Here is an 18,102-nt window from a genome sequence, read left to right on the forward strand (position 1 = left end):
GTGGGTCGTCAGGCGTCGAAGGTGTTCACCATCGCGAAGGCGGCCCGCTGGAGATAATCCCACAGGGTCTCTTCGGCGAGGGGTGGCAATTCGAGCGAGTCGACCGCGGTGCGCATGTGCGCGAGCCAGCGGTCGCGGGCGTCGGGGTTCACCGTGAAGGGCTGATGGCGCAGTCGCAGGCGCGGGTGGCCGCGCTCCTCGCTGTACGTCGTCGGTCCGCCCCAGTACTGCTCGAGGAAGAGCTGGAGCCGCAGCGCCGCGGGCCCCAGATCTTCTTCGGGGTACATCGGCTTCAGCACCGGGTCATCGGCGACGCCGCGGTAGAACTCTGCGACGAGCTTCTCGAAGGTCGGCCTGCCGCCGACCTGCTCGTAGAACGACTGGATCTCGGTCATGCTGCGCCTCCGTCGGGCGAGGTCGGGGGCTTCGGCGTCGTTCCTGCGTCGCTCGCGCTGCCGCCCGTGGTGCGGGGCAGGCGAGGCGCCCGGTTCTTCGGCTTCTTCACGGGCTGCCCCGCGACGACCGAGTTCGGCGCGGTGCGCGGCGGCTTCGCGCCCTTGACGCGGGTCGCGCCGTCGAAGCCGGTCAGCACGACGCTCGCGAGGCTCGGGAGCTTCAGTTCCATCTCGTCGAGCGCGTGCTTCAATCGCATCCGGAGCTCACGGGCGACATCGTCCTTCGCGGAGGACCGCACCTTCATGACGACCCGGAGCACCATCGCCTCGGCCGAGATCGACTCCAGCCCCCAGACCTCGGGCTTCTCGAGCACGCGCGAACGCCATTTGCCCGAGTGCGCCATCTCGGTCGCGGTGCGAAGCAGCGCGGTCTCGACGGTCTCGACGTCGGCGTCGTAGGGCACGGCGAGGTCGATGATGACCCGCGCCCAGCCCTGCGACATGTTGCCGACCCGCAGGATCTCGCCGTTGCGGACGAACCAGAGCGTGCCGTTCACGTCGCGGACGGCCGTGATGCGGATGCGCACCTCTTCGACGATGCCTGTGGCCGGCCCGAGGTCGACGACGTCGCCGACGCCGAGCTGGTCTTCGACGACCATGAACAGACCGTTGAGCGCGTCTTTCACGATGTTCTGCGCACCGAAGCCGAGGCCGGCGCCGATCGCCGCGGTCAGCAGCGCGAACGAGCCGAGGATCTCGGAGTTGATCGTGTTCACGACGAGCAGCACGACGACCACGAACAGGGTCACGTTGACGATGTTCGTGAGCACCGTGCCGAGGGTGCGGGTGCGTTGCACGACGCGAACGGCGGCGAGCGGCGAGGCCTGCAGCGCCTGGGTGTCGGTGACGTCCTGCTTCTTCTTGACGCCGGTGACGATCTGCTTGACGACCCGCTCGATGACGAAGTGCAGCACCCAGCGGATCAGCAGGGCGATCACGATGATCATCACGATCGAGATCAGCTTGCCGAGCATCACGTCCCAGTTGTCGGCCCAGAACGTCGCGATGCCCGCCCAGAAATCACCGCTGACCGGGTTCTCTCCGGAATCATCGACGGCGGGCTCTGCAAAACCGAACATGGTTGGCAAGTCTACTGAGCCCCACCCGAGAGCTCGCTGGCATCGCGGGCACGCGCGGCGAGCGCCCGGTCCAGTTCGGCGAGGTGCTCCGAGACGATGCGGTGCATCGACGCCGGTTCGGGGTGCTCGGCGAGCCAGGCGCGGGTGAGATCGGCGAGCCCGGCGTCGACGATCGGGCTCGGGAAGAGCCGCGTCGAGAGGATGGCCGCCATGTTGTAGGAGCGACCCTCCCAGACGCCGGGCATCGCGTCGAGGTACTCGTGCGCGACACCGGCGAGGAGCTCGGGGGAGCCCGTACGACGCCAGCCCTCGGCGATCGCGCGCGCCAGGTCGTTCGACAGGGTCGTGTCGGTCATGGCTCGCCGCCACGCGGCATCCTTCACCGCCTGATCGGGGCGCGCGGCGCGCGCGGTCTCGGCGAGCTGCCGCCCCTTCGCGGTGTCGTCGGCGGCGAGCGCCGCAGCGAGCTCCGCGTCGTCGCCGGCTCCGAGCGCGGCACGCGCGATCACGATCTCCCAGCGGAGATCGAGGTCGATCTCGAGCCCGTCGAGCGCGATGGTGCCCTCGAGGAGGCTGCCGAGCACGTCGCCGTGCGCGGCCGTCGTCGCGAGGCGGGTGAAGGCCTTCACGAACTGCAACTGCGCATCGGAACCCGCGGGTGCGAGCTCGGCGAGTGCCCAGATCGCGTCCCCCGCCTCGTCGGAGAGGCGTTCGCGGTGCTCGTCGGCGAGGTAGCGACCGAGGGCGAGCTCGAGCCGGCCGAGGGCGAGCGCGCGGGCCGACGACTGGGTCTCGTGCCCGATCGAGGCGAGCACGAGCCGCACGAACGCGGCCGCAGGCAGCTCGGCGTCGCGCACGGCGTCCCACGCGGACCCGAGCACGACGGCGCGGGCCACCGGGTCGGCGAGCTCGGCGAGGTGGTGCGCCGCCGTGTCGAAGGAGTGCGCGTCGAGCCGGACCTTCGCGTACGTGAGGTCGTCGTCGTTCACGAGGAGGAGGTCGGGCTTGGTCTCGCCGACGAGCTCGGGTAGCTCGGTGCGCGCGCCGTCGACGTCGAGCTCGACGCGGAAGGAGCGGGTCAGACCGGCGTCGCCGAGGACGTAGCCGCCGATGGCGAGACGGTGGGGCCGCAGGGTCGGATGCGACGGCGCCGCCGTCTGCTCGAGGTGGGCGGCCGTGATCGTGCCCGAAGCATCCTGCTCGACGATCGCACGCAATGTGTTGACGCCCGCCGTCTCGAGCCAGAGCTGCGACCACCGGGTGAGCTCGCGCCCGCTCGCCCGCTCGAGCTCGTCGAGCAGATCTCGCAGGGTCGCGTTGCCGCCGGCGTTGGCGGCGAGATATGCGCCGACGCCGCGCTGGAAGGCCTCGAGCCCGACCCACGCGACGAGCTGCTTCAGCACTGAGGCGCCCTTGTCGTAGGTGATGGCGTCGAAGTTGACCTCGACGTCTTCGAGGTCGCGGATCTCGGCGACGATCGGGTGGGTCGAGGGCAGTTGGTCCTGCTCGGCGGCGTGCGTCTTCTCATCGCTCGCGAAGGTCGACCAGGCGCCCGTGAACTCGGTGACCTGCGAGGTCGCGAGGGTCGACGCCCACGTCGCGAACGACTCGTTGAGCCACAGGTCGTTCCACCACTTCATGGTCACCGAGTTGCCGAACCACATGTGGCTGAGCTCGTGCAGCACGACGATCGCGCGCTGCTCGCGACGGGCGTCGGAGACGCGCGAGCGGAACAGGTACGACTCGTTGAAGGTGACCGCGCCGACGTTCTCCATCGCGCCCCAGTTGTACTCGGGCACGAAGATCTGGTCGTACTTGCCGTACGGGTAGGGCACGCCGAAAGCCTGCTCGTAGAACGCGAGCCCGGCCTGCACCGTCTGGAACATCATCTCGGGGTCGGCGTACTCGGCGAGCGAGGCGCGGGTGAAGAGTCCGAGCGGTACCTCGCGGCCGTCGACGCTCGTCGCGGTGCCGCGCCGGCTCGCGTACGGGCCGGCGATGATCGCGACGATGTAGCTCGAGATGACGGGCCCGGTCTCGAACGCCCAGGTGGCGGCCCGTCCGCCGGCTGAGCTTGTCGAATCCGGGCTCGGCTCGGGCGACGGTGCGTTCGACAGCACGCTCCAGTGCGATGGCGCGGTGATGGTGAAGCGCACGCCCGCCTTCAGATCGGGCTGGTCGAACACCGCGTAGACGCGATTCGCCTCGGCGACGGCGAACTCGGTGTACAGGTAGGTCTCGCCGTCGACCGGGTCGACGAAGCGGTGCAGGCCCTCGCCGCTGTTCGTGTAGCGGGCGTCGGCGACGACGCGCAGCTCGTTCTCGGCGGCGAGCCCGTCGAGCCTGATGCGGGTGCCGTCGCTCACCTCGGCGGGGTCGAGCGTGCGCCCGTTGAGCACGACCTCGTGCACCCGCTCGGTGCTCGCCTCGATGAAGGTCGCAGCGCCGGCGACGCCTGTGAACCGGGCCGTCGTCTCGCTGCGGAACGTCTCGCCGTCGCCCGAGAGGTCGAGCACGACCTCGTAGCTCGCAGAACCGACGGTCGCCGCCCGCTCCTCGGCTTCGATGCGGGTGAGATTGGCAGCAGGCATGGACGATCCCTTTCGTGACGAGTGCGCTCAGCAAGCCTAGCGAGCACGCTCCGGTGGGCGAGGAGGGGCGACGAAGGAGCACGCGTCTCGAGACCCGCCGCGAGGCCTCGGGATCCTCCTCCCTCGCTACTCGACGGCCGGGCGCATCCCGTGCTCGTACGCGATGATGACGAGCTGCACGCGGTCGCGTGCGCCGAGCTTCTGGAGAACCCGGCCGACGTGCGTCTTCACCGTGGACTCGGAGAGGAAGAAGCGTTGGGCGAGCTCGGTGTTGTTGAGACCCTCGGCGATCGCCTCCAGGATCTCGCGCTCACGGGCGGTGAGCACGTCGAGCGGGCTGGGCACGCTCGCCGCCGCGGAGTGGGCGTCGGGTCCACCCGGGAGATCCTCGGCGAACAGTTCGAGCATGCGCCTGGTGACCCGCGGTGAGAGGGCGGCCTCGCCCGCGTGCACCGTGCGGATCGCGGTCACGAGCTCGTGCGGACGCACGTCCTTCAGCAGGAATCCGCTCGCGCCGGAACGGATCGCCGCGAACGCGTACTCGTCGAGGTCGAAGGTGGTGAGCACGATGATGCGGGTCTCGGGATGTCTCGCGCTCAGCTCAGCGGTCGCGGCGATGCCGTCCATGCCCGGCATGCGCACGTCCATCAGCAGGACGTCGACCTCGGTCGTGTCGACCAGTTCGAGCGCGGCGCGGCCGTCGGCAGCCTCCCCGACCACGTCGATGCCCGGCTCGGCGTCGAGCACGAGTCGGAATCCGGTGCGCACGAGCGCCTGATCGTCGATGAGACCGACGCGGATCGGCCGGCCGGTCGGTTGATCTGCGGCATAGGTCATTCGGCGTCGTCCTTCGCGGTGTCGTCGGGGGAGTCGTGCGAGGTGCTTCTCGGTGCATTGCGGGGGAGCGCGGTCGCCTCGGGATGCCCGAGCACCGCGTGCAGGCGCCAGCCGCGTCCAGGTCGGGGTCCGGCTTCGAGCGTGCCGCCGTACAGCGCGGCTCGCTCGCGGAGCCCGGCGAGCCCCCGACCTGCGCCGCGAGTCGTGGTCACGCCATCGCCGCTGTACGGCGCATCGTCGTCGATCGTGATCTCGACGCCGTCGGCGCCATGCGCGACAAGTACGTCGACCTGGTGCGCGCGTCCGCCGTGGCGGAGCGCGTTCGTCAGGCCCTCCTGCACGATCCGGTAGACCGCGAGGCCCGTGGCGGCGTCGGCGGCGGGCGCTCCGACGGTGGTGAGAGTCACCGGCATCCCGGTGTCGCGGAACCCCTCGATGAGCTCGGGCAGGGCTCCGAGGCCGGGCTGCGGTGCGAGCCCGGCGGGTTCGGAGTCGGGCCCGGTGAGCACCCCGAGCATCCGGCGCATCTCGCCGAGCGCGTCTCGGCCGGTCTCCGCGACGCTCCGCATCACCTCGGCGGCGCGCTCGGGGTCGCGTGCGACGGTCGCCGCCGACCCGTCGGCGAGCGTCACCATGACGGTGAGGCCGTGGGAGACGATGTCGTGGAGCTCGCGGGCGATTCGGGCGCGCTCGGCGATCGCGGCGAGCTGCGCCTGCTGGTCGCGCTCCCTCGCGAGGTCGTGCGCGCGGGCGATGAGCGCGTCGAGGTATCGGCGGCGGTTGCCGACGGTCACGCCGATGAGGGTCGCGATCAGCATCACCACGGCGTATTGCGACGATGCGGCGACCGGGCCGATCTCGAGTTCGGGTCGGCCGAACGCGGGGTCGGTCGCCATCCAGACCGCCAGGTAGGCGGCGGCCGTCGAGGCCACGACCGAGCCGGCGTAGCCGACCCAGGCCGATTTCGTCGACCGGTAGACCCCGAGCCCGTAGAGGGCGAACAGCATCGGGTAGACGTCGACCGCGCCGAACGAGTACACCATGAAGCAGATGAGCCACGCGACGCCCATCACGAGCCACGGGCGGCTGCGCCGGAACAACAGCAGCGCCGCCCCGCCCAGCGCGATCCCGACGAGCTGCAGCAGCGTCGACCAGAGCGGAGGTTCGGGGGAGTCGGTCGCCATCACGATCGCCCCGATGAACGTCGGGATGACGTAGGCCGCGGCGATGAGCGAGTCGGCGAGGCGCGGATGCCTCGCCCAGAACTGCCGGATCACGCCCGGGGGCTTCGGCAGACGCAGTTCTCCCCCGGCCGCAGAAGCCGGGCGGCCGGGGGAGAACGGTGCTTCCGTCATAGGCAGGACTCTACGCGTCCCTGCGCTTCAGGAGCACGGCTGCGCCGGCGAGGGAGACCCCCACCCACGCCAGCACGATCAGGAGGCTCTGCCACGCGTTCGGACCGACGATCGTCGACTCGTCCGCGCCGATCCCCATGAACATCGTCATTCCCGCGTTCGGGAGCAGGTACGGGGCGGCGTCGTGCGCCCAGTCGGCCGGAATGAGTTGCAGCACGATCGGCAGCAGCAGCAGGATGCCGAGCACGGTGGCGATGCCGCCCGCGCTCGATCGGAGCATCGCGCCCACGCCGAGCGCGAACACCGCGACGAGAGCGAGGTAGAGCGCACCGCCCGCGAGTGTGAGGAGCGTGTTCGCGTCGAAGAACTCGAGCTCGGTGCCGAACACGATCGACGAGGTCAGGTACGCGCCGAGGTTGGCGAGCATCCCGACGACGAAGGTGGCGACGAACAGCACGACGCCCTTGGCGGCGAGCGCCGGCAGGCGCTTCGGCACGGCCGTGAGGGTCGAGCGGATCATGCCGGTCGAGTACTCGCCGCTGATGACGAGCACCCCGAGCACGCCGACGACGAGCTGACCGAAGTAGACGCCGAACGTCGAGGCCTGCATGACGAGCTCGTGCGTCTGCTCGAACGGCAGCGGGCCGCCGTCGATCTCCTCCCCGCTGCTCATGCCGACCATGCTGAGCGACATCAGCAGGGCCATGCCGAGTGAGATCGCGATGACGATGAGGTACGACCAGACGGTCGAGCGCAGGCTCCGCAGCTTGATCCACTCGGAGCGCAGCACACCGCCGAAGGTGAGGCGCCCCCGCTGGTTGAGCCCGTCGACACCACCCTGTGAAGGGTGGGTCGCAGTGGGGGTGATCGTGGTCATCGGACGGCCTCCGTACGGTATTCGACGACGCCGGCCGTGAGGGCCATGTAGGCCTCTTCGAGCGACGCGTTCTGCGGGGTGAGTTCGTGGATCGCGAGCCCGTGCTGGGCTGCGAGGTCGCCGATGCCGGATGCCTCGACTCCCGTCACCTCGAGCAGGCCCGCCTCCGAGCGGATCACGGCCACCTCGGGCGCGGCGAGCAGCTCGGCCAGCTGCGAGGCGTGCGGTGAGCGCACGCGCACCCGGGGTCGCGTGCCGCCCTCGATGATGTCGGCCACAGGCGCGTCGGCGATGATCTCGCCACGTCCGAGCACGATCAGGTGGTCGGCGGTCTGCGACATCTCGCTCATGAGGTGCGAGGAGAGGAAGACCGTACGGCCCTCGCCCGCGAGATGGCGCACGAACTGGCGCACCCAGAGCACGCCCTCCGGGTCGAGGCCGTTGACCGGCTCGTCGAGGATGAGCGTCGACGGGTCGCCGAGCATGGCCGCTGCGATGCCGAGCCGCTGGCCCATACCGAGCGAGAAGCCGCCGACGCGCTTGCGGGCGACCGACTCGAGGCCGGTGAGCTCGATGACCTCGCGCACGCGTCGCTTGCCGATGCCGTGGGTCGCCGCCATCGCGAGCAGGTGGTTCTCGGCGGTGCGACCGGTGTGCACCGCCTTCGCGTCGAGCAGCGCGCCGACCTCGTGCAGCGGCGCCCGCGACGCGGCGAACGGCTTGCCGCCGACGGCGACCGTGCCGGAGGTGGGCCGGTCGAGTCCGACGATCATGCGCATCGTGGTCGACTTGCCGGCGCCGTTCGGCCCGAGGAACCCGGTCACTTGACCGGGCCGCACGGTGAAGGTGATGTCATTGACGGCGGTTTTCGCGCCGTAGCGCTTGGTGAGCGCGGTTGCGGTGATCATGTCTTCGACGTTACGGATGCCGCCGCCTGCGGCGCATCCGCCGCGGGAATGGTTCGGAGCGGCGGTGGGTGGTACCGGGGTACCACGTCGGTCGAGTAGCGAAGCGTATCGAGACCACCCGGGAGTGGTCTCGATACGCTCCTTCGTCGCTACTCGACCGACCTGGTGCGTTACTGCGCGTCGCGCGCCTGCGCGGCGAGGGCGCGCTCGACGCCGGCGACGTTCTCGACCACGAGTCGACGCAGCGCGGGCGCGGCGTCGGTGTTCTCGTCGAGCCACGCGTGGCTCGCGCCGACGAGCTCAGGGTTCGCGAGCGTGGCGGGGTAGAGCAGCTCGACGAGCTTCTCGGCGATCGCGTAGCTGCGCTGCTCCCACACGGTCGTGAGCCTGCCGAAGTAGCGCTCGACGAACGGCGCGAGCAGCGACTGGTCGTCGGCACGCACGAAGCCCGCGGCGGTCGTGCGCACGACCGAGTTCGTCGCGGTGTCGGCGACGACGATCGAGTCCCACGCGCGCTGCTTGCCCTCGGCGGTCGGCGTCGCGGCACGGGCGTGCGCCGCCGACTCCTGGCCGGTCGCGGTCTTGTCGCTTGCGAGGCGCGCGTCGATCTCGGCATCGCCGGCACGGCCCGCGGCGACGAGCGCGATGAGCAGCTCCCAGCCGAGGTCGGTGTCGATGTCGAGTCCGTCGAGCGAGATCGAACCGTCGAAGAGGCCCGCGAGGGCGTCGACCTGGGTGCCGGCCTCGGCGATCGCGGCGAACGACTTCACGAACTGGAACTGGGCGTCGCTGCCGGCCTCGGCCTCGCGCGCGAGCTGCCAGAACCCGTCGGCGAGGGTGCGGCGCGCGTCGGCGCGGCGCTCGGGCGCGACGTACGAGCTTGCGGCGAGCTGCGCGTTCGCGAGGATGATGCGCAGCGTCGTCGACTCGGTCTCGCTCGCGATGTTGCCGAGCACGAGCTCGAGGTAGTCGCTCGCGCTCGTCTCGGCGTCGCGCGTCGCATCCCAGACGCTCGACCAGACCAGGGCGCGGGCGAGCGGGTCTTCGATCTTCGAGAGGTTCGCGATCGCCACCTGCTGGGATGCCTCGTCGAGGCGGATCTTCGCGTACGCGAGGTCGTCGTCGTTGAGCAGCACGAGGTCGGGGCGGGCGAGGCCGACCAGCTCGGCGACCTCGGTGCGCTCGCCGTCGACGTCGAGCTCGACGCGGTGCTCGCGCACGAGCTTGCCGTCGCGCAGGTTGTAGAAGCCGATCGCGAGGCGGTGCGGGCGGATGGTCGGGTGGTCGGTGTGGGCCGACTGCAGCACCGTGAACGAGGTGATCGTGCCCGAGGCATCCGTCTGAATTTCAGGGCGCAGGGTGTTGACGCCCGCGGTCTCGAGCCACAGCTTCGACCAGCCCGACAGATCGCGGCCGCTCGCGACCTCGAGCTCCGAGAGCAGGTCGGCGAGGGTCGTGTTGCCCCACGCGTGCTTCTTGAAGTACGCCGAGACGCCCGTGAAGAACGCCTCGATGCCGACCCAGGCGGCGAGCTGCTTCAGCACCGATCCGCCCTTGGCGTACGTGATGCCGTCGAAGTTGACGAGCACGTCTTCGAGGTCGCGGATCGAGGCTGTGATCGGGTGCGTCGACGGCAGCTGGTCTTGACGGTATGCCCAGCTCTTCTCCATCGAGTTGAACGTCGTCCACGCGTGGTGCCACTCGGTGGCCTCGGCGGTGGCGATGGTCGACGCCCACTCGGCGAACGACTCGTTCAGCCACAGGTCGTTCCACCACTTCATGGTGACGAGGTCGCCGAACCACATGTGCGCGAGCTCGTGCAGGATCGTGACGACGCGACGCTCCTTGATCGCGTCGGTCACCTTCGAGCGGAAGACGTACACCTCGGTGAAGGTGACCGCGCCCGCGTTCTCCATCGCGCCGGCGTTGTACTCGGGCACGAAGAGCTGGTCGTACTTGGTGAAGGGGTAGGGCACGTCGAACTTCTGCTCGAAGTACTCGAAGCCCTGCTTCGTCTTCTCGAAGATGTAGTCGGCGTCGAGGTACTGCGACAGGCTCTTGCGGCTGAACACGCCGAGAGGGATGACGCGGCCGTCGCTACTCGTGAGCTCGTCGCGCACGACGTCGTAGGGTCCTGCGACGAGCGCCGTGATGTAGCTCGAGATGCGGTGCGTGGGCTCGAACGCCCAGGTGGCGGTCGAGACGTCGTCGGCGCGGCGGCCCGACGGGTGCACGACGGGTTCGGGCGTCGGCATGTTCGACACGACCTGCCAGTGCGACGGCGCCGTGACCGTGAACGTGAAGGCGGCCTTGAGGTCGGGCTGCTCGAACACGGCGAACATGCGGCGCGAGTCGGGCACCTCGAACTGGGTATAGAGGTAGACCTCGCCGTCGGCGGGGTCGACGAAGCGGTGCAGGCCCTCGCCGGTGTTCATGTAGCGGCCGTCGGCCTCGACGACGAGCACGTTCTCGGCCTGCAAGTTCGGCAGTTGGATGCGCACGCCGTCGCTCACCTCGGCGGGGTCGAGTGCGACGCCGTTGAGGGTGACGGAGTGCACTGCCGCCGTGATCGCGTCGATGAAGGTCGAGGCGCCCGGCGTAGCCGCGGCGAAGCGCACGGTCGTGGTGGTCGTGAACACCTCCGGGCCGACGGTGACGTCGAGCACGACGTCGTAGTCGTGCACCGTCACGAGCGCTGCGCGCTCCTCGGCTTCGAGTCGGGTGAGGTTCTCTCCGGGCACGTGCGCTCCTTCGCAATATCGACGCGGCTCGTGGCCGCAGGCAACGCGTTCCAGCCTAGCCCTCGCATGCGCCGGTCGAGTAGCGACGGGGGAGGGAATCGAGACCTGCGGCTTCGAAAATCTCGTTTGCGTCTCAGTGTCAGACATTGGTCGTTTCACCCCGACAGGGATGCTTACGATATTGCTCGCACTCGTGCTCGAACCGTGGGGTTTCTGAGTTGCATGCCCGGTCGCGCGCTGTTCGCGGGGTCTGCTGCGCGAATGCGTGACAATTCTCGTCACGCCGCCAGGCGACGGTCGTGTTCGCGACAGGCGTAGCCTTCACCCATGCGCACATCCGTCGACAACGAGGCCCCGACCGCTGAGCGCTACCGTGCATTCGCCGAGGTCGAGGCGCGCGGCATGTCGAAGACGTACGACGCGTGGGCGCTCGGCGTCGCCGGCGACCCGGCGACGATCGCGCTCATCGACGAGCTGCCGCCGGCGAAGCGTCAGCCGAACCTCGTCTTCTCGGCGGCACGGTTCAACGGCGCCGAGCCGGCGCCCTACGACGCCTTCAAGAATTGGCTGCGCGAGCACTGGCCGCCCGTGCGACACACCGCCGAGACGCACGCCACCCAGACGAACGAGGCCGGCCGCTGCGCGCTGCACGTGCCCGCGCTCGCCGAGATCGACGGCCCGCTCGCGCTGCTCGAGGTCGGCGCCTCGGCAGGCCTGTGCCTCTACCCCGACCGGTACGGCTACCGGTACGCCGGTCGCGAGCGACTCGACCCCGCCGACGGCGCGAGCCGCGTCATCCTCGACTGCGAGACCCGCGAGACCCGCGGAACCGCGCCGGTGCCCGTGCCCACGCACCTGCCCGACGTCGTCTGGCGCGCCGGCATCGACCTCAACCCGCTCGACGTGACGAACCCCGACGACCTCGCCTGGCTCGACGCGCTCATCTGGCCCGAGCACGACGACCGCCGCGAACGGCTTCGCGCCGCGGCATCCATCGTCGCCGCCGACCCGCCGCACCTCGTCGCGGGCGACCTCAACGAACGGCTCGCCGCGCTCGCCGCGGAGGCGCCCGGCGACGCCACCCTCGTCGTGTTCCACACGGCCGTCATCGCCTACCTCGACGAGCCCGCACGCGCCGGCTTCGTCGAGACGGTTCGCACGCTGCCCGGGCACTGGTTGTCGGTCGAGGGCCGGTCGATCGTCCCCGGTATCCGGGTGCGCGACGACGTGCCGAACGACTCGACCGACTTCGTGCTCGCCCTCGACGGGGTGCAGCGCGCCTGGGCGCAACCGCACGGGCGCGCGCTCACCTGGGTGCCGAATCCCTGAGCGACGAGTGCCGCCAGGTGCTCACCCGAATCTACGTCGAATGACGGCGTCCATCTCGTCGACGAGTCGTGCGGCCTGTTCGACGAGGTCGAGGGCTCGAGCCATGGTAACGAGCCTCGCTGAATAGTGGGACTCGGGCTTCGCATCGAGGAGCCGTTGCAGTTGTGCGGCGCATGACCTTCCCGGCGTGACTTGCCGCAACAGTTTCACCGCATCGACGTGGTTCTCGCCGGCCCGTTCGCCGACCTCCGCGCCGCAGATCGCGTCGCTCGCGGCGATGCCAGCGAGAACTGCGATGCGACGGTGTTGCCCAGCGGTTCGATCGATGCATCGGCGCCGAACTCATCGACGAGTCGAGCGGAGTCGAGGAATGCGCGAGCCTGCGCCTGTCGCGCGAGCACATCGGCTCGGCCCATGGGCGTGCGACGCTGGCTCATCGGCCGGCCCTGAGCAGGCGACGAATGTCGGTCGACCCCGTCAGAGCGATGCCTTCGTCGCGGATCGACGCGATGAGCGGCTCTTCGGCATCAATCAGTGCTGCGAGTTCGCTCGAGTCGACGGAGAGGAACTGCGCACGGTTGCCGGTTGCACGCTCGACCCGAAGGGCGGCTTCGCCGACCATCTCGAGCCGGCAATCGAGGTCCACCTCGTCGGCCCAAACGATCAGCACATCGATGTCGGAGTCGCTGCCGGCGTCAGCTCGCGCGAACGACCCGTACAGGACGGCGTGGCGGATGTGCTCGCCGTAGACGTCTTCGATGATGCGCGCGATCTCGGTCTGGGCTCGCGCGGATCCGTCGAGCAGGAGTGAGATCGGCTGCCAGAGGATGTGCGAGCGGTTCAACGAGTATCTGTTGGCTCGGCCGATTGGCTGGACGTCGACGAGGCCCACCGATTCGAGACGTTCGAGAATGCGCTGAACGGTACGCAGGCTCGCCACCCCCGAAAGTTGCTGAATTCGACGCCCGGATGCGCCGTCGCCGAGTACGTCGAGTTGGCGCAGAACGCGGGCATCGCTCTCGCCCAGGACGTCGTATGCCGGGTGGCCCAGGTGCATGACCAGATTCTACCGCCGAATGACCACATTCATGCATCAAATGATGAAGTTCCGACGCCACATGACTACAACGTGCACCATACCGGGAATCGTGCATCATGCGGCGAAGCCCTGGGCGCAACCGCACGGACGCGCCGTCACGTGGGTGCCGAATCCGTAGAATTGCTGCATGCGCATCCACATCGCGACCGACCATGCCGGCCTCGAGTTCAGCCGGACCCTGAATGCTCATCTCTCGAACGGCGGCCACGAGGTGATCGACCACGGCCCGGTCGAGTACGACGCGCTCGACGACTACCCGGCGTTCTGCATCAACGCCGCGCTCGGCGTCGCCCGCGACCAGGCCGCCGGCGTCAAGGCGCTCGGCGTCGTGTTCGGCGGATCGGGCAACGGCGAGCAGATCGCCGCGAACAAGGTGCCGGGCATCCGCGCCGCCCTCGTCTGGAGCATGGACACCGCGATCCTCGCACGCGAGCACAACGACGCCAACGTCATCTCGATCGGCGCCCGCCAGCACACCGTCGAAGAGGCCATCCGCTACATCGACGCGTTCATCGCCGAGCCGTTCTCGGGCGACGAGCGTCACGTGCGCCGCATCGCGCAGCTCGCCGAGTACGAGACGACGGGCGACATCGCCGGCAAGGGCGTGGATGTCACGGCGGCTTCGACAGGCTCAACCAGCGAACAGCGCTGACGTGCCCGAGGGTCACTCCGTCCACCGCATCACCCGGCAGTTCGAGCGCAACTTCGTCGGGCATGTGGTGCACGCCTCGAGCCCGCAGGGCCGCTTCGCGGTCGGCGCCGCCGAGATCGACGGGCGGCGCATGATCGACGCGCGCGCGGTCGGAAAGCAGATGTTCCTCGGCTTCGAGGGCGACGTCTGGCTGCGCGTGCACCTCGGCATGTACGGTGCGTGGGACTTCGCGGGCGACATCCTGATGGATGCCACGATCGCATCGGCGAACGGACGCATGGGGCAGACCAACCAGCGCGGAACCTTTCTCGACGCGCCGAACCCCGACGCCGTCGTCTTCGACTCGGCGGGCGAGAACTCGCTGCACTCGATCGGGGCGCCCCGCAAGACCCGGTTGCGCATGTCGGAATCCGAGAAGGAGGGCAACGGCCTCGACACCTTTCCGCCCGAGCCGATCGGGCAGGTGCGGGTGCGCCTGCTCACCGACACGATCTGCGCCGACCTTCGCGGGCCGACCGCGTGCGAGGTGCTCGACCCGGCGCAGGTCGAGGCGACGGTCGCGAAGCTCGGCCCCGACCCGCTGCTCGACCCCGGCAAGGGCGCCGAAGAGCGCTTCACGAGCGTCGTCCGCAAGAAGCCCACACCCATCGGGCTGCTGCTCATGGATCAGAACGTGGTCGCCGGCATCGGCAACGTCTACCGGGCCGAGCTGCTGTTCCGGGCCCGTCTGAACCCGCACACGCCCGGCAGGCAGGTGCCCGAGGAGCTCGTGCGCGGGCTCTGGCGCGACTGGGCGAAACTCTTGCGCATCGGCGTCGAGACCGGGCAGATGATGACCATGGACGACCTCGACCCCGAGGCGTACCGCGCCGCGATGGCGAGCCGCGACGACCGGCACTGGGTGTACAAGCGCGAAGGCCTGCCGTGCCGGGTCTGCGGCACGAACATCGTGCTCGAGGAGATGGCTGCTCGGAAGCTCTACTGGTGCCCGTCGTGCCAGGCGTGAGGTCGAGCGGGGGATAACCCCCGACGCGATCGGGGCGCCCGCCGGGTGGGGCGGCGCGGCATCGCTCGCGAGGCTGGAGTCATGCTTCAGACACGTCTCCGTCGGCCGCGCGCCGCGATCGGCAGCGCCATCGCGGCCCTCGCCGCAGGCGGGCTCGTCGCCCTCGCCTTCGCGGGGTGCGGCATCGTCACGCCGGGCCCTATCTCGACCGTCGGCGAGGTCGACTTCGACCGCCCGCTCGCCATCCCGCCGCTCGCCGAGTCGACCGTCGACGCCGACGGAACTCGCGTCTTCTCGCTCGAGGCGCAGGCGGGCGCCACCGAGTTCGAGCCGGGCGAGCCGAGCGACACCTGGGGCTTCAACGGCACCTACCTCGGCCCGACCCTCGTCGCCGACCGCGGCGAGCACGTGCGCGTCGACATGACGAACTCGCTCGACGAGCCGACGACCGTGCACTGGCACGGCATGCACCTGCCTCCCGAGATGGACGGCGGCCCGCACCAGATGGTCGAACCGGATGCCACGTGGTCGCCCGAGTGGGATATCGACCAGCAGGCGGCGACGCTCTGGTACCACCCGCACCCGCACGGCGAGACCGAAGACCACGTCGCCCGTGGCCTCGCCGGCATGTTCATCCTCCATGACGAGCACGAGCGCTCGCTCGGCCTGCCGGGGGAGTACGGCGTCGACGACATCCCCGTGATCGTGCAGGACACGGGCTTCTCCGCCGAGGGCGAGCAGGAGTCGAAGCGGCGCACCTACGCGGGCGGCATCGGCGACGAACTCATCGTCAACGGCACCCGCAGCCCGTACCTCGAGGTGAGCGACGAACTCGTCCGGCTGCGGCTGCTCAACGCGTCGACCGCTCGGACCTACGCCTTCACGTGGAGCGATGCCCGCCCCGTGCAACTCATCGCCTCCGACGGGGGCCTCCTCGAGACATCCGTGGACCTCGATCACGTACGCCTCTCACCGGGTGAGCGGGCAGAGGTGCTGCTGCGCGTGACCCCCGGCGAACGCGTCGTGCTGCAGTCCAAGATGACGCCCGAGATCGCGGGGCTCGTCGGCCCGGTCGCCGACACCAACGGCGGCAGCGACGCGTTCGACGTGCTCGAGGTGCGTGCCGCCGACGCGCTCGACCCGGCGCTCGAGGTGCCGGCGCAGCTCAACAGGATCGCAGACTACGACGAGTCCGAGGTCGTCACGACGCGCCGTTTCGAACTGAGCGACAGCTTCGAGATCAACGGCAAGGCGATGGACATGGGCCGCGTCGACGAGACGGTGACCGTCGACACGCTCGAGCGCTGGGTCGTCGACAACGCGACCCAGGTGCCGCACAGCTTCCACGTGCACGACGTGCAGTTCCGCATCGCCACGATCGACGGGCAGGCGCCGCCACCCGAACTGGCGGGCTGGAAGGACACGATCTTCACCGAACCCGAGACCGAGTACGAACTGCTGATGCGCTTCGAGGACTACGCCGACTCCGACACGCCGTACATGTACCACTGCCACCTGCTGTGGCACGAGGATCAGGGCATGATGGGCCAGTTCGCCGTCGTCGAGCCGGGGCAGTCTGCCACGATGACTGGAGGAACCAACCATGAGCACTGAATCGACGAACGCACGACCGAGCCCGATCGCATCGACGGAGCGGCCGTCGCGCCGCCGTGGGTACTGGTCGATGTGGGCGAGCGTGCCACGCGAATTCGGCTTCCTCATCCTCACGATGCCCATCGCCATCACCGGCCTCGTGCTGCTCTCGACGATGTTCTTCACCGGGCTGGGCCTGATCGTGCTCGTCTTCGGCGTCTTCATCCTCGTCGCCTCGCTGTTCATGGCGCGCGGGTTCGGCGCGCTCGAACTCGTGCGCCTCCGGTGGGCGGGCCGCCCCGAGACGATCCAGCCGGCGTGGGGGCGCGGAGATCGCGAGCAGGGCTTCTGGCGTGCGACCTTCGCACCGTTCGTCGACGGCCACTACTGGTTGTACCTGCTGCACGGCATGGTCGTGAACCCGATCGTGAGCGTCATCAGCTGGAGCATCACGATCGCGTGGACCTCGGCAGCGCTCGGCGGCACGACGGGGTGGATCTGGCAGCGCTACCTTCCCGACGGTCGCGGTGACGACGACTTCTGGCTCCACGACGTCGTGACGGACTTCGTGTTCCCGGGCAACACGTGGCAGATCGACCCCCGCGTCGGCGAGGCCGTGTTCGAGTTCGTCGTCGGGGTCATCTTCCTCTCGACCCTGCCGCTCGTCTTCCGCGGCCTCACGGTGCTGCACGACGTCATCGCTCGCGGAATGCTCGGCGCGTGGCGTTCGGAGGCGCTCGAGCGCGAGGTCGTTCAGCTGGCCGCTTCGCGGGGCGCGGCGGTGCAGGCCGAGGATGCCTCGCTGCGGCGTCTCGAGCGCGACATCCACGACGGCCCCCAGCAGCGACTCGTGCGCCTCCAGATGGACCTCGCCGCGATCGAACGCAAGCTCGAGCGCGACCCCGAGTCGGCGCGCGAACTGCTCGGCGAGGCGCGCGACCAGGCCCGTGAGACCCTCGACGAGCTGCGTGCACTCTCGCGGGGCTTCGCCCCGCCCATCCTGCAGGACCGCGGTCTCGCGGTCGGACTGCGCTCGCTCGCGTCGCGCAGCCCCGTCCCGGTCGAGGTCGAGATCGCACTGCCGGATGCCTCGCTGCCCGCGCCGATCGAACGCAACGCCTACTTCGTGGTCGCCGAGCTGCTCACGAATGCGGCGAAGCATGCCGAGGCCACGGGCGTGCGTCTCGTCGTGTCGACGCGCGACACCGGCGAGGCGGGGCACTGGCTCGACCTCTGGGTGACCGATAACGGGCGTGGCGGCGCATCGACGCTGCCGGGTCACGGGCTCGCGGGGCTCGCCGATCGTGTGCAGGGCCTGCAAGGAGTCTTCGTCGTCGACAGTCCCGTCGGCGGACCGACGTCGATCGGGGCGCACATCCCGTACACGCCGGTGGCGTAGATCCGTGGGTTGAGGAGCGCCCGACGGGGGAGGACGCGTCTCGAAACCCGTGGGTTGAGGAGCGCCCGACGGGGGAGGACGCGTCTCGAAACCCGTGGGTTGAGGAGCGCCCGACGGGGGAGGACGCGTCTCGAAACCATCCGTCGGCGCACACGGTTTCGAGAGGCATCCGCACCCCGTC

The 18,102-nt window shown here is 69.6% G+C and carries 14 protein-coding genes; 5 read left to right on the top strand and 9 right to left on the bottom strand.

All coding sequences use genetic code 11. From position 1 onward, the window contains the following. Window positions 1-8: 8 nt before the first annotated feature. From H516_RS0101220 to pepN (H516_RS0101255), 8 genes are all read right to left on the bottom strand, one after another. Complete coding sequence (locus tag H516_RS0101220) at window positions 9-395, bottom strand: globin (RefSeq protein WP_026378284.1); 387 nt, start codon at window positions 393-395, stop codon at window positions 9-11. Next, window positions 392-1,534 carry a mechanosensitive ion channel family protein gene (locus H516_RS17630; protein WP_084620165.1) on the bottom strand — a complete coding sequence of 381 codons (1,143 nt, stop codon included), beginning with the start codon at window positions 1,532-1,534 and terminating at the stop codon, window positions 392-394. The genes H516_RS0101220 and H516_RS17630 overlap by 4 nt, the downstream gene beginning before the upstream one ends. A gap of 11 nt (window positions 1,535-1,545) precedes the next feature. Further along, window positions 1,546-4,125: an aminopeptidase N gene (gene pepN / locus H516_RS0101230; RefSeq protein WP_022887910.1), complete on the bottom strand. Its 2,580-nt coding sequence runs from the start codon at window positions 4,123-4,125 to the stop codon at window positions 1,546-1,548. A gap of 126 nt (window positions 4,126-4,251) precedes the next feature. Continuing rightward, window positions 4,252-4,962 carry a response regulator transcription factor gene (locus H516_RS0101235; RefSeq protein WP_022887911.1) on the bottom strand — a complete coding sequence of 237 codons (711 nt, stop codon included), beginning with the start codon at window positions 4,960-4,962 and terminating at the stop codon, window positions 4,252-4,254. Continuing rightward, on the bottom strand, window positions 4,959-6,317 hold the full coding sequence (locus H516_RS17635; RefSeq protein ID WP_245561687.1) for a sensor histidine kinase: 1,359 nt from the start codon (window positions 6,315-6,317) through the stop codon (window positions 4,959-4,961). The genes H516_RS0101235 and H516_RS17635 overlap by 4 nt, the downstream gene beginning before the upstream one ends. 10 nt (window positions 6,318-6,327) lie before the next feature. Beyond that, a complete protein-coding gene (locus H516_RS0101245) occupies window positions 6,328-7,194 on the bottom strand; it encodes an ABC transporter permease (RefSeq protein ID WP_022887913.1) in 867 nt (288 codons plus the stop codon). After that, window positions 7,191-8,102, bottom strand: coding sequence for an ABC transporter ATP-binding protein (locus tag H516_RS0101250; RefSeq protein ID WP_022887914.1), 912 nt, complete (start codon window positions 8,100-8,102; stop codon window positions 7,191-7,193). The genes H516_RS0101245 and H516_RS0101250 overlap by 4 nt, the downstream gene beginning before the upstream one ends. A gap of 170 nt (window positions 8,103-8,272) precedes the next feature. Next, a complete protein-coding gene (gene pepN / locus H516_RS0101255; RefSeq protein ID WP_022887915.1) occupies window positions 8,273-10,843 on the bottom strand; it encodes an aminopeptidase N in 2,571 nt (856 codons plus the stop codon). Between the two features lie 327 nt (window positions 10,844-11,170). Here pepN (H516_RS0101255) and H516_RS0101260 point away from each other — a divergent pair, with 327 nt between their 5' ends. Continuing rightward, a complete protein-coding gene (locus tag H516_RS0101260) occupies window positions 11,171-12,172 on the top strand; it encodes a DUF2332 domain-containing protein (protein WP_022887916.1) in 1,002 nt (333 codons plus the stop codon). A 433-nt stretch (window positions 12,173-12,605) separates the two neighbouring features. Here H516_RS0101260 and H516_RS21060 read toward each other — a convergent pair whose 3' ends face one another. Then, on the bottom strand, window positions 12,606-13,229 hold the full coding sequence (locus H516_RS21060) for a nucleotidyltransferase domain-containing protein (RefSeq protein WP_022887918.1): 624 nt from the start codon (window positions 13,227-13,229) through the stop codon (window positions 12,606-12,608). Window positions 13,230-13,398: 169 nt separating this feature from the next. Between H516_RS21060 and H516_RS17645 the strand changes: the two genes are divergently transcribed. The 4 genes from H516_RS17645 to H516_RS0101290 all read left to right on the top strand — a co-directional run bounded on the left by H516_RS17645 (window position 13,399) and on the right by H516_RS0101290 (window position 17,921). After that, window positions 13,399-13,923 carry a ribose-5-phosphate isomerase gene (locus H516_RS17645; RefSeq protein ID WP_022887919.1) on the top strand — a complete coding sequence of 175 codons (525 nt, stop codon included), beginning with the start codon at window positions 13,399-13,401 and terminating at the stop codon, window positions 13,921-13,923. A 1-nt stretch (window position 13,924) separates the two neighbouring features. Further along, window positions 13,925-14,929: an Fpg/Nei family DNA glycosylase gene (locus H516_RS0101280; RefSeq protein WP_022887920.1), complete on the top strand. Its 1,005-nt coding sequence runs from the start codon at window positions 13,925-13,927 to the stop codon at window positions 14,927-14,929. Between the two features lie 81 nt (window positions 14,930-15,010). Next, window positions 15,011-16,543 carry a multicopper oxidase family protein gene (locus tag H516_RS17650; protein WP_022887921.1) on the top strand — a complete coding sequence of 511 codons (1,533 nt, stop codon included), beginning with the start codon at window positions 15,011-15,013 and terminating at the stop codon, window positions 16,541-16,543. After that, the gene (locus H516_RS0101290) at window positions 16,533-17,921 is read left to right on the top strand and encodes a sensor histidine kinase (RefSeq protein WP_022887922.1); all 1,389 of its coding nucleotides are present in this window, start codon (window positions 16,533-16,535) and stop codon (window positions 17,919-17,921) included. The genes H516_RS17650 and H516_RS0101290 overlap by 11 nt, the downstream gene beginning before the upstream one ends. The last annotated feature ends 181 nt before the right edge of the window (window positions 17,922-18,102 follow it).

Origin of the sequence: Agromyces italicus DSM 16388, assembly GCF_000421545.1 — a bacterium.
In the GTDB taxonomy this organism is placed as follows: domain Bacteria; phylum Actinomycetota; class Actinomycetes; order Actinomycetales; family Microbacteriaceae; genus Agromyces; species Agromyces italicus.

Coding starts and splice junctions, on each gene's coding strand:
- H516_RS0101220 (WP_026378284.1), bottom strand. CDS start 395: ATGACCGAGATCCAGTCGTTCTACGAGCAGGTCGGCGGCAGGCCGACC.
- H516_RS0101250 (WP_022887914.1), bottom strand. CDS start 8,102: ATGATCACCGCAACCGCGCTCACCAAGCGCTACGGCGCGAAAACCGCC.
- H516_RS0101260 (WP_022887916.1), top strand. CDS start 11,171: ATGCGCACATCCGTCGACAACGAGGCCCCGACCGCTGAGCGCTACCGT.
- pepN (WP_022887910.1), bottom strand. CDS start 4,125: ATGCCTGCTGCCAATCTCACCCGCATCGAAGCCGAGGAGCGGGCGGCG.
- H516_RS17630 (WP_084620165.1), bottom strand. CDS start 1,534: ATGTTCGGTTTTGCAGAGCCCGCCGTCGATGATTCCGGAGAGAACCCG.
- H516_RS17635 (WP_245561687.1), bottom strand. CDS start 6,317: ATGACGGAAGCACCGTTCTCCCCCGGCCGCCCGGCTTCTGCGGCCGGG.
- H516_RS0101235 (WP_022887911.1), bottom strand. CDS start 4,962: ATGACCTATGCCGCAGATCAACCGACCGGCCGGCCGATCCGCGTCGGT.
- H516_RS17650 (WP_022887921.1), top strand. CDS start 15,011: ATGCTTCAGACACGTCTCCGTCGGCCGCGCGCCGCGATCGGCAGCGCC.
- H516_RS17645 (WP_022887919.1), top strand. CDS start 13,399: ATGCGCATCCACATCGCGACCGACCATGCCGGCCTCGAGTTCAGCCGG.
- H516_RS21060 (WP_022887918.1), bottom strand. CDS start 13,229: ATGCACCTGGGCCACCCGGCATACGACGTCCTGGGCGAGAGCGATGCC.
- H516_RS0101290 (WP_022887922.1), top strand. CDS start 16,533: ATGAGCACTGAATCGACGAACGCACGACCGAGCCCGATCGCATCGACG.
- H516_RS0101245 (WP_022887913.1), bottom strand. CDS start 7,194: ATGACCACGATCACCCCCACTGCGACCCACCCTTCACAGGGTGGTGTC.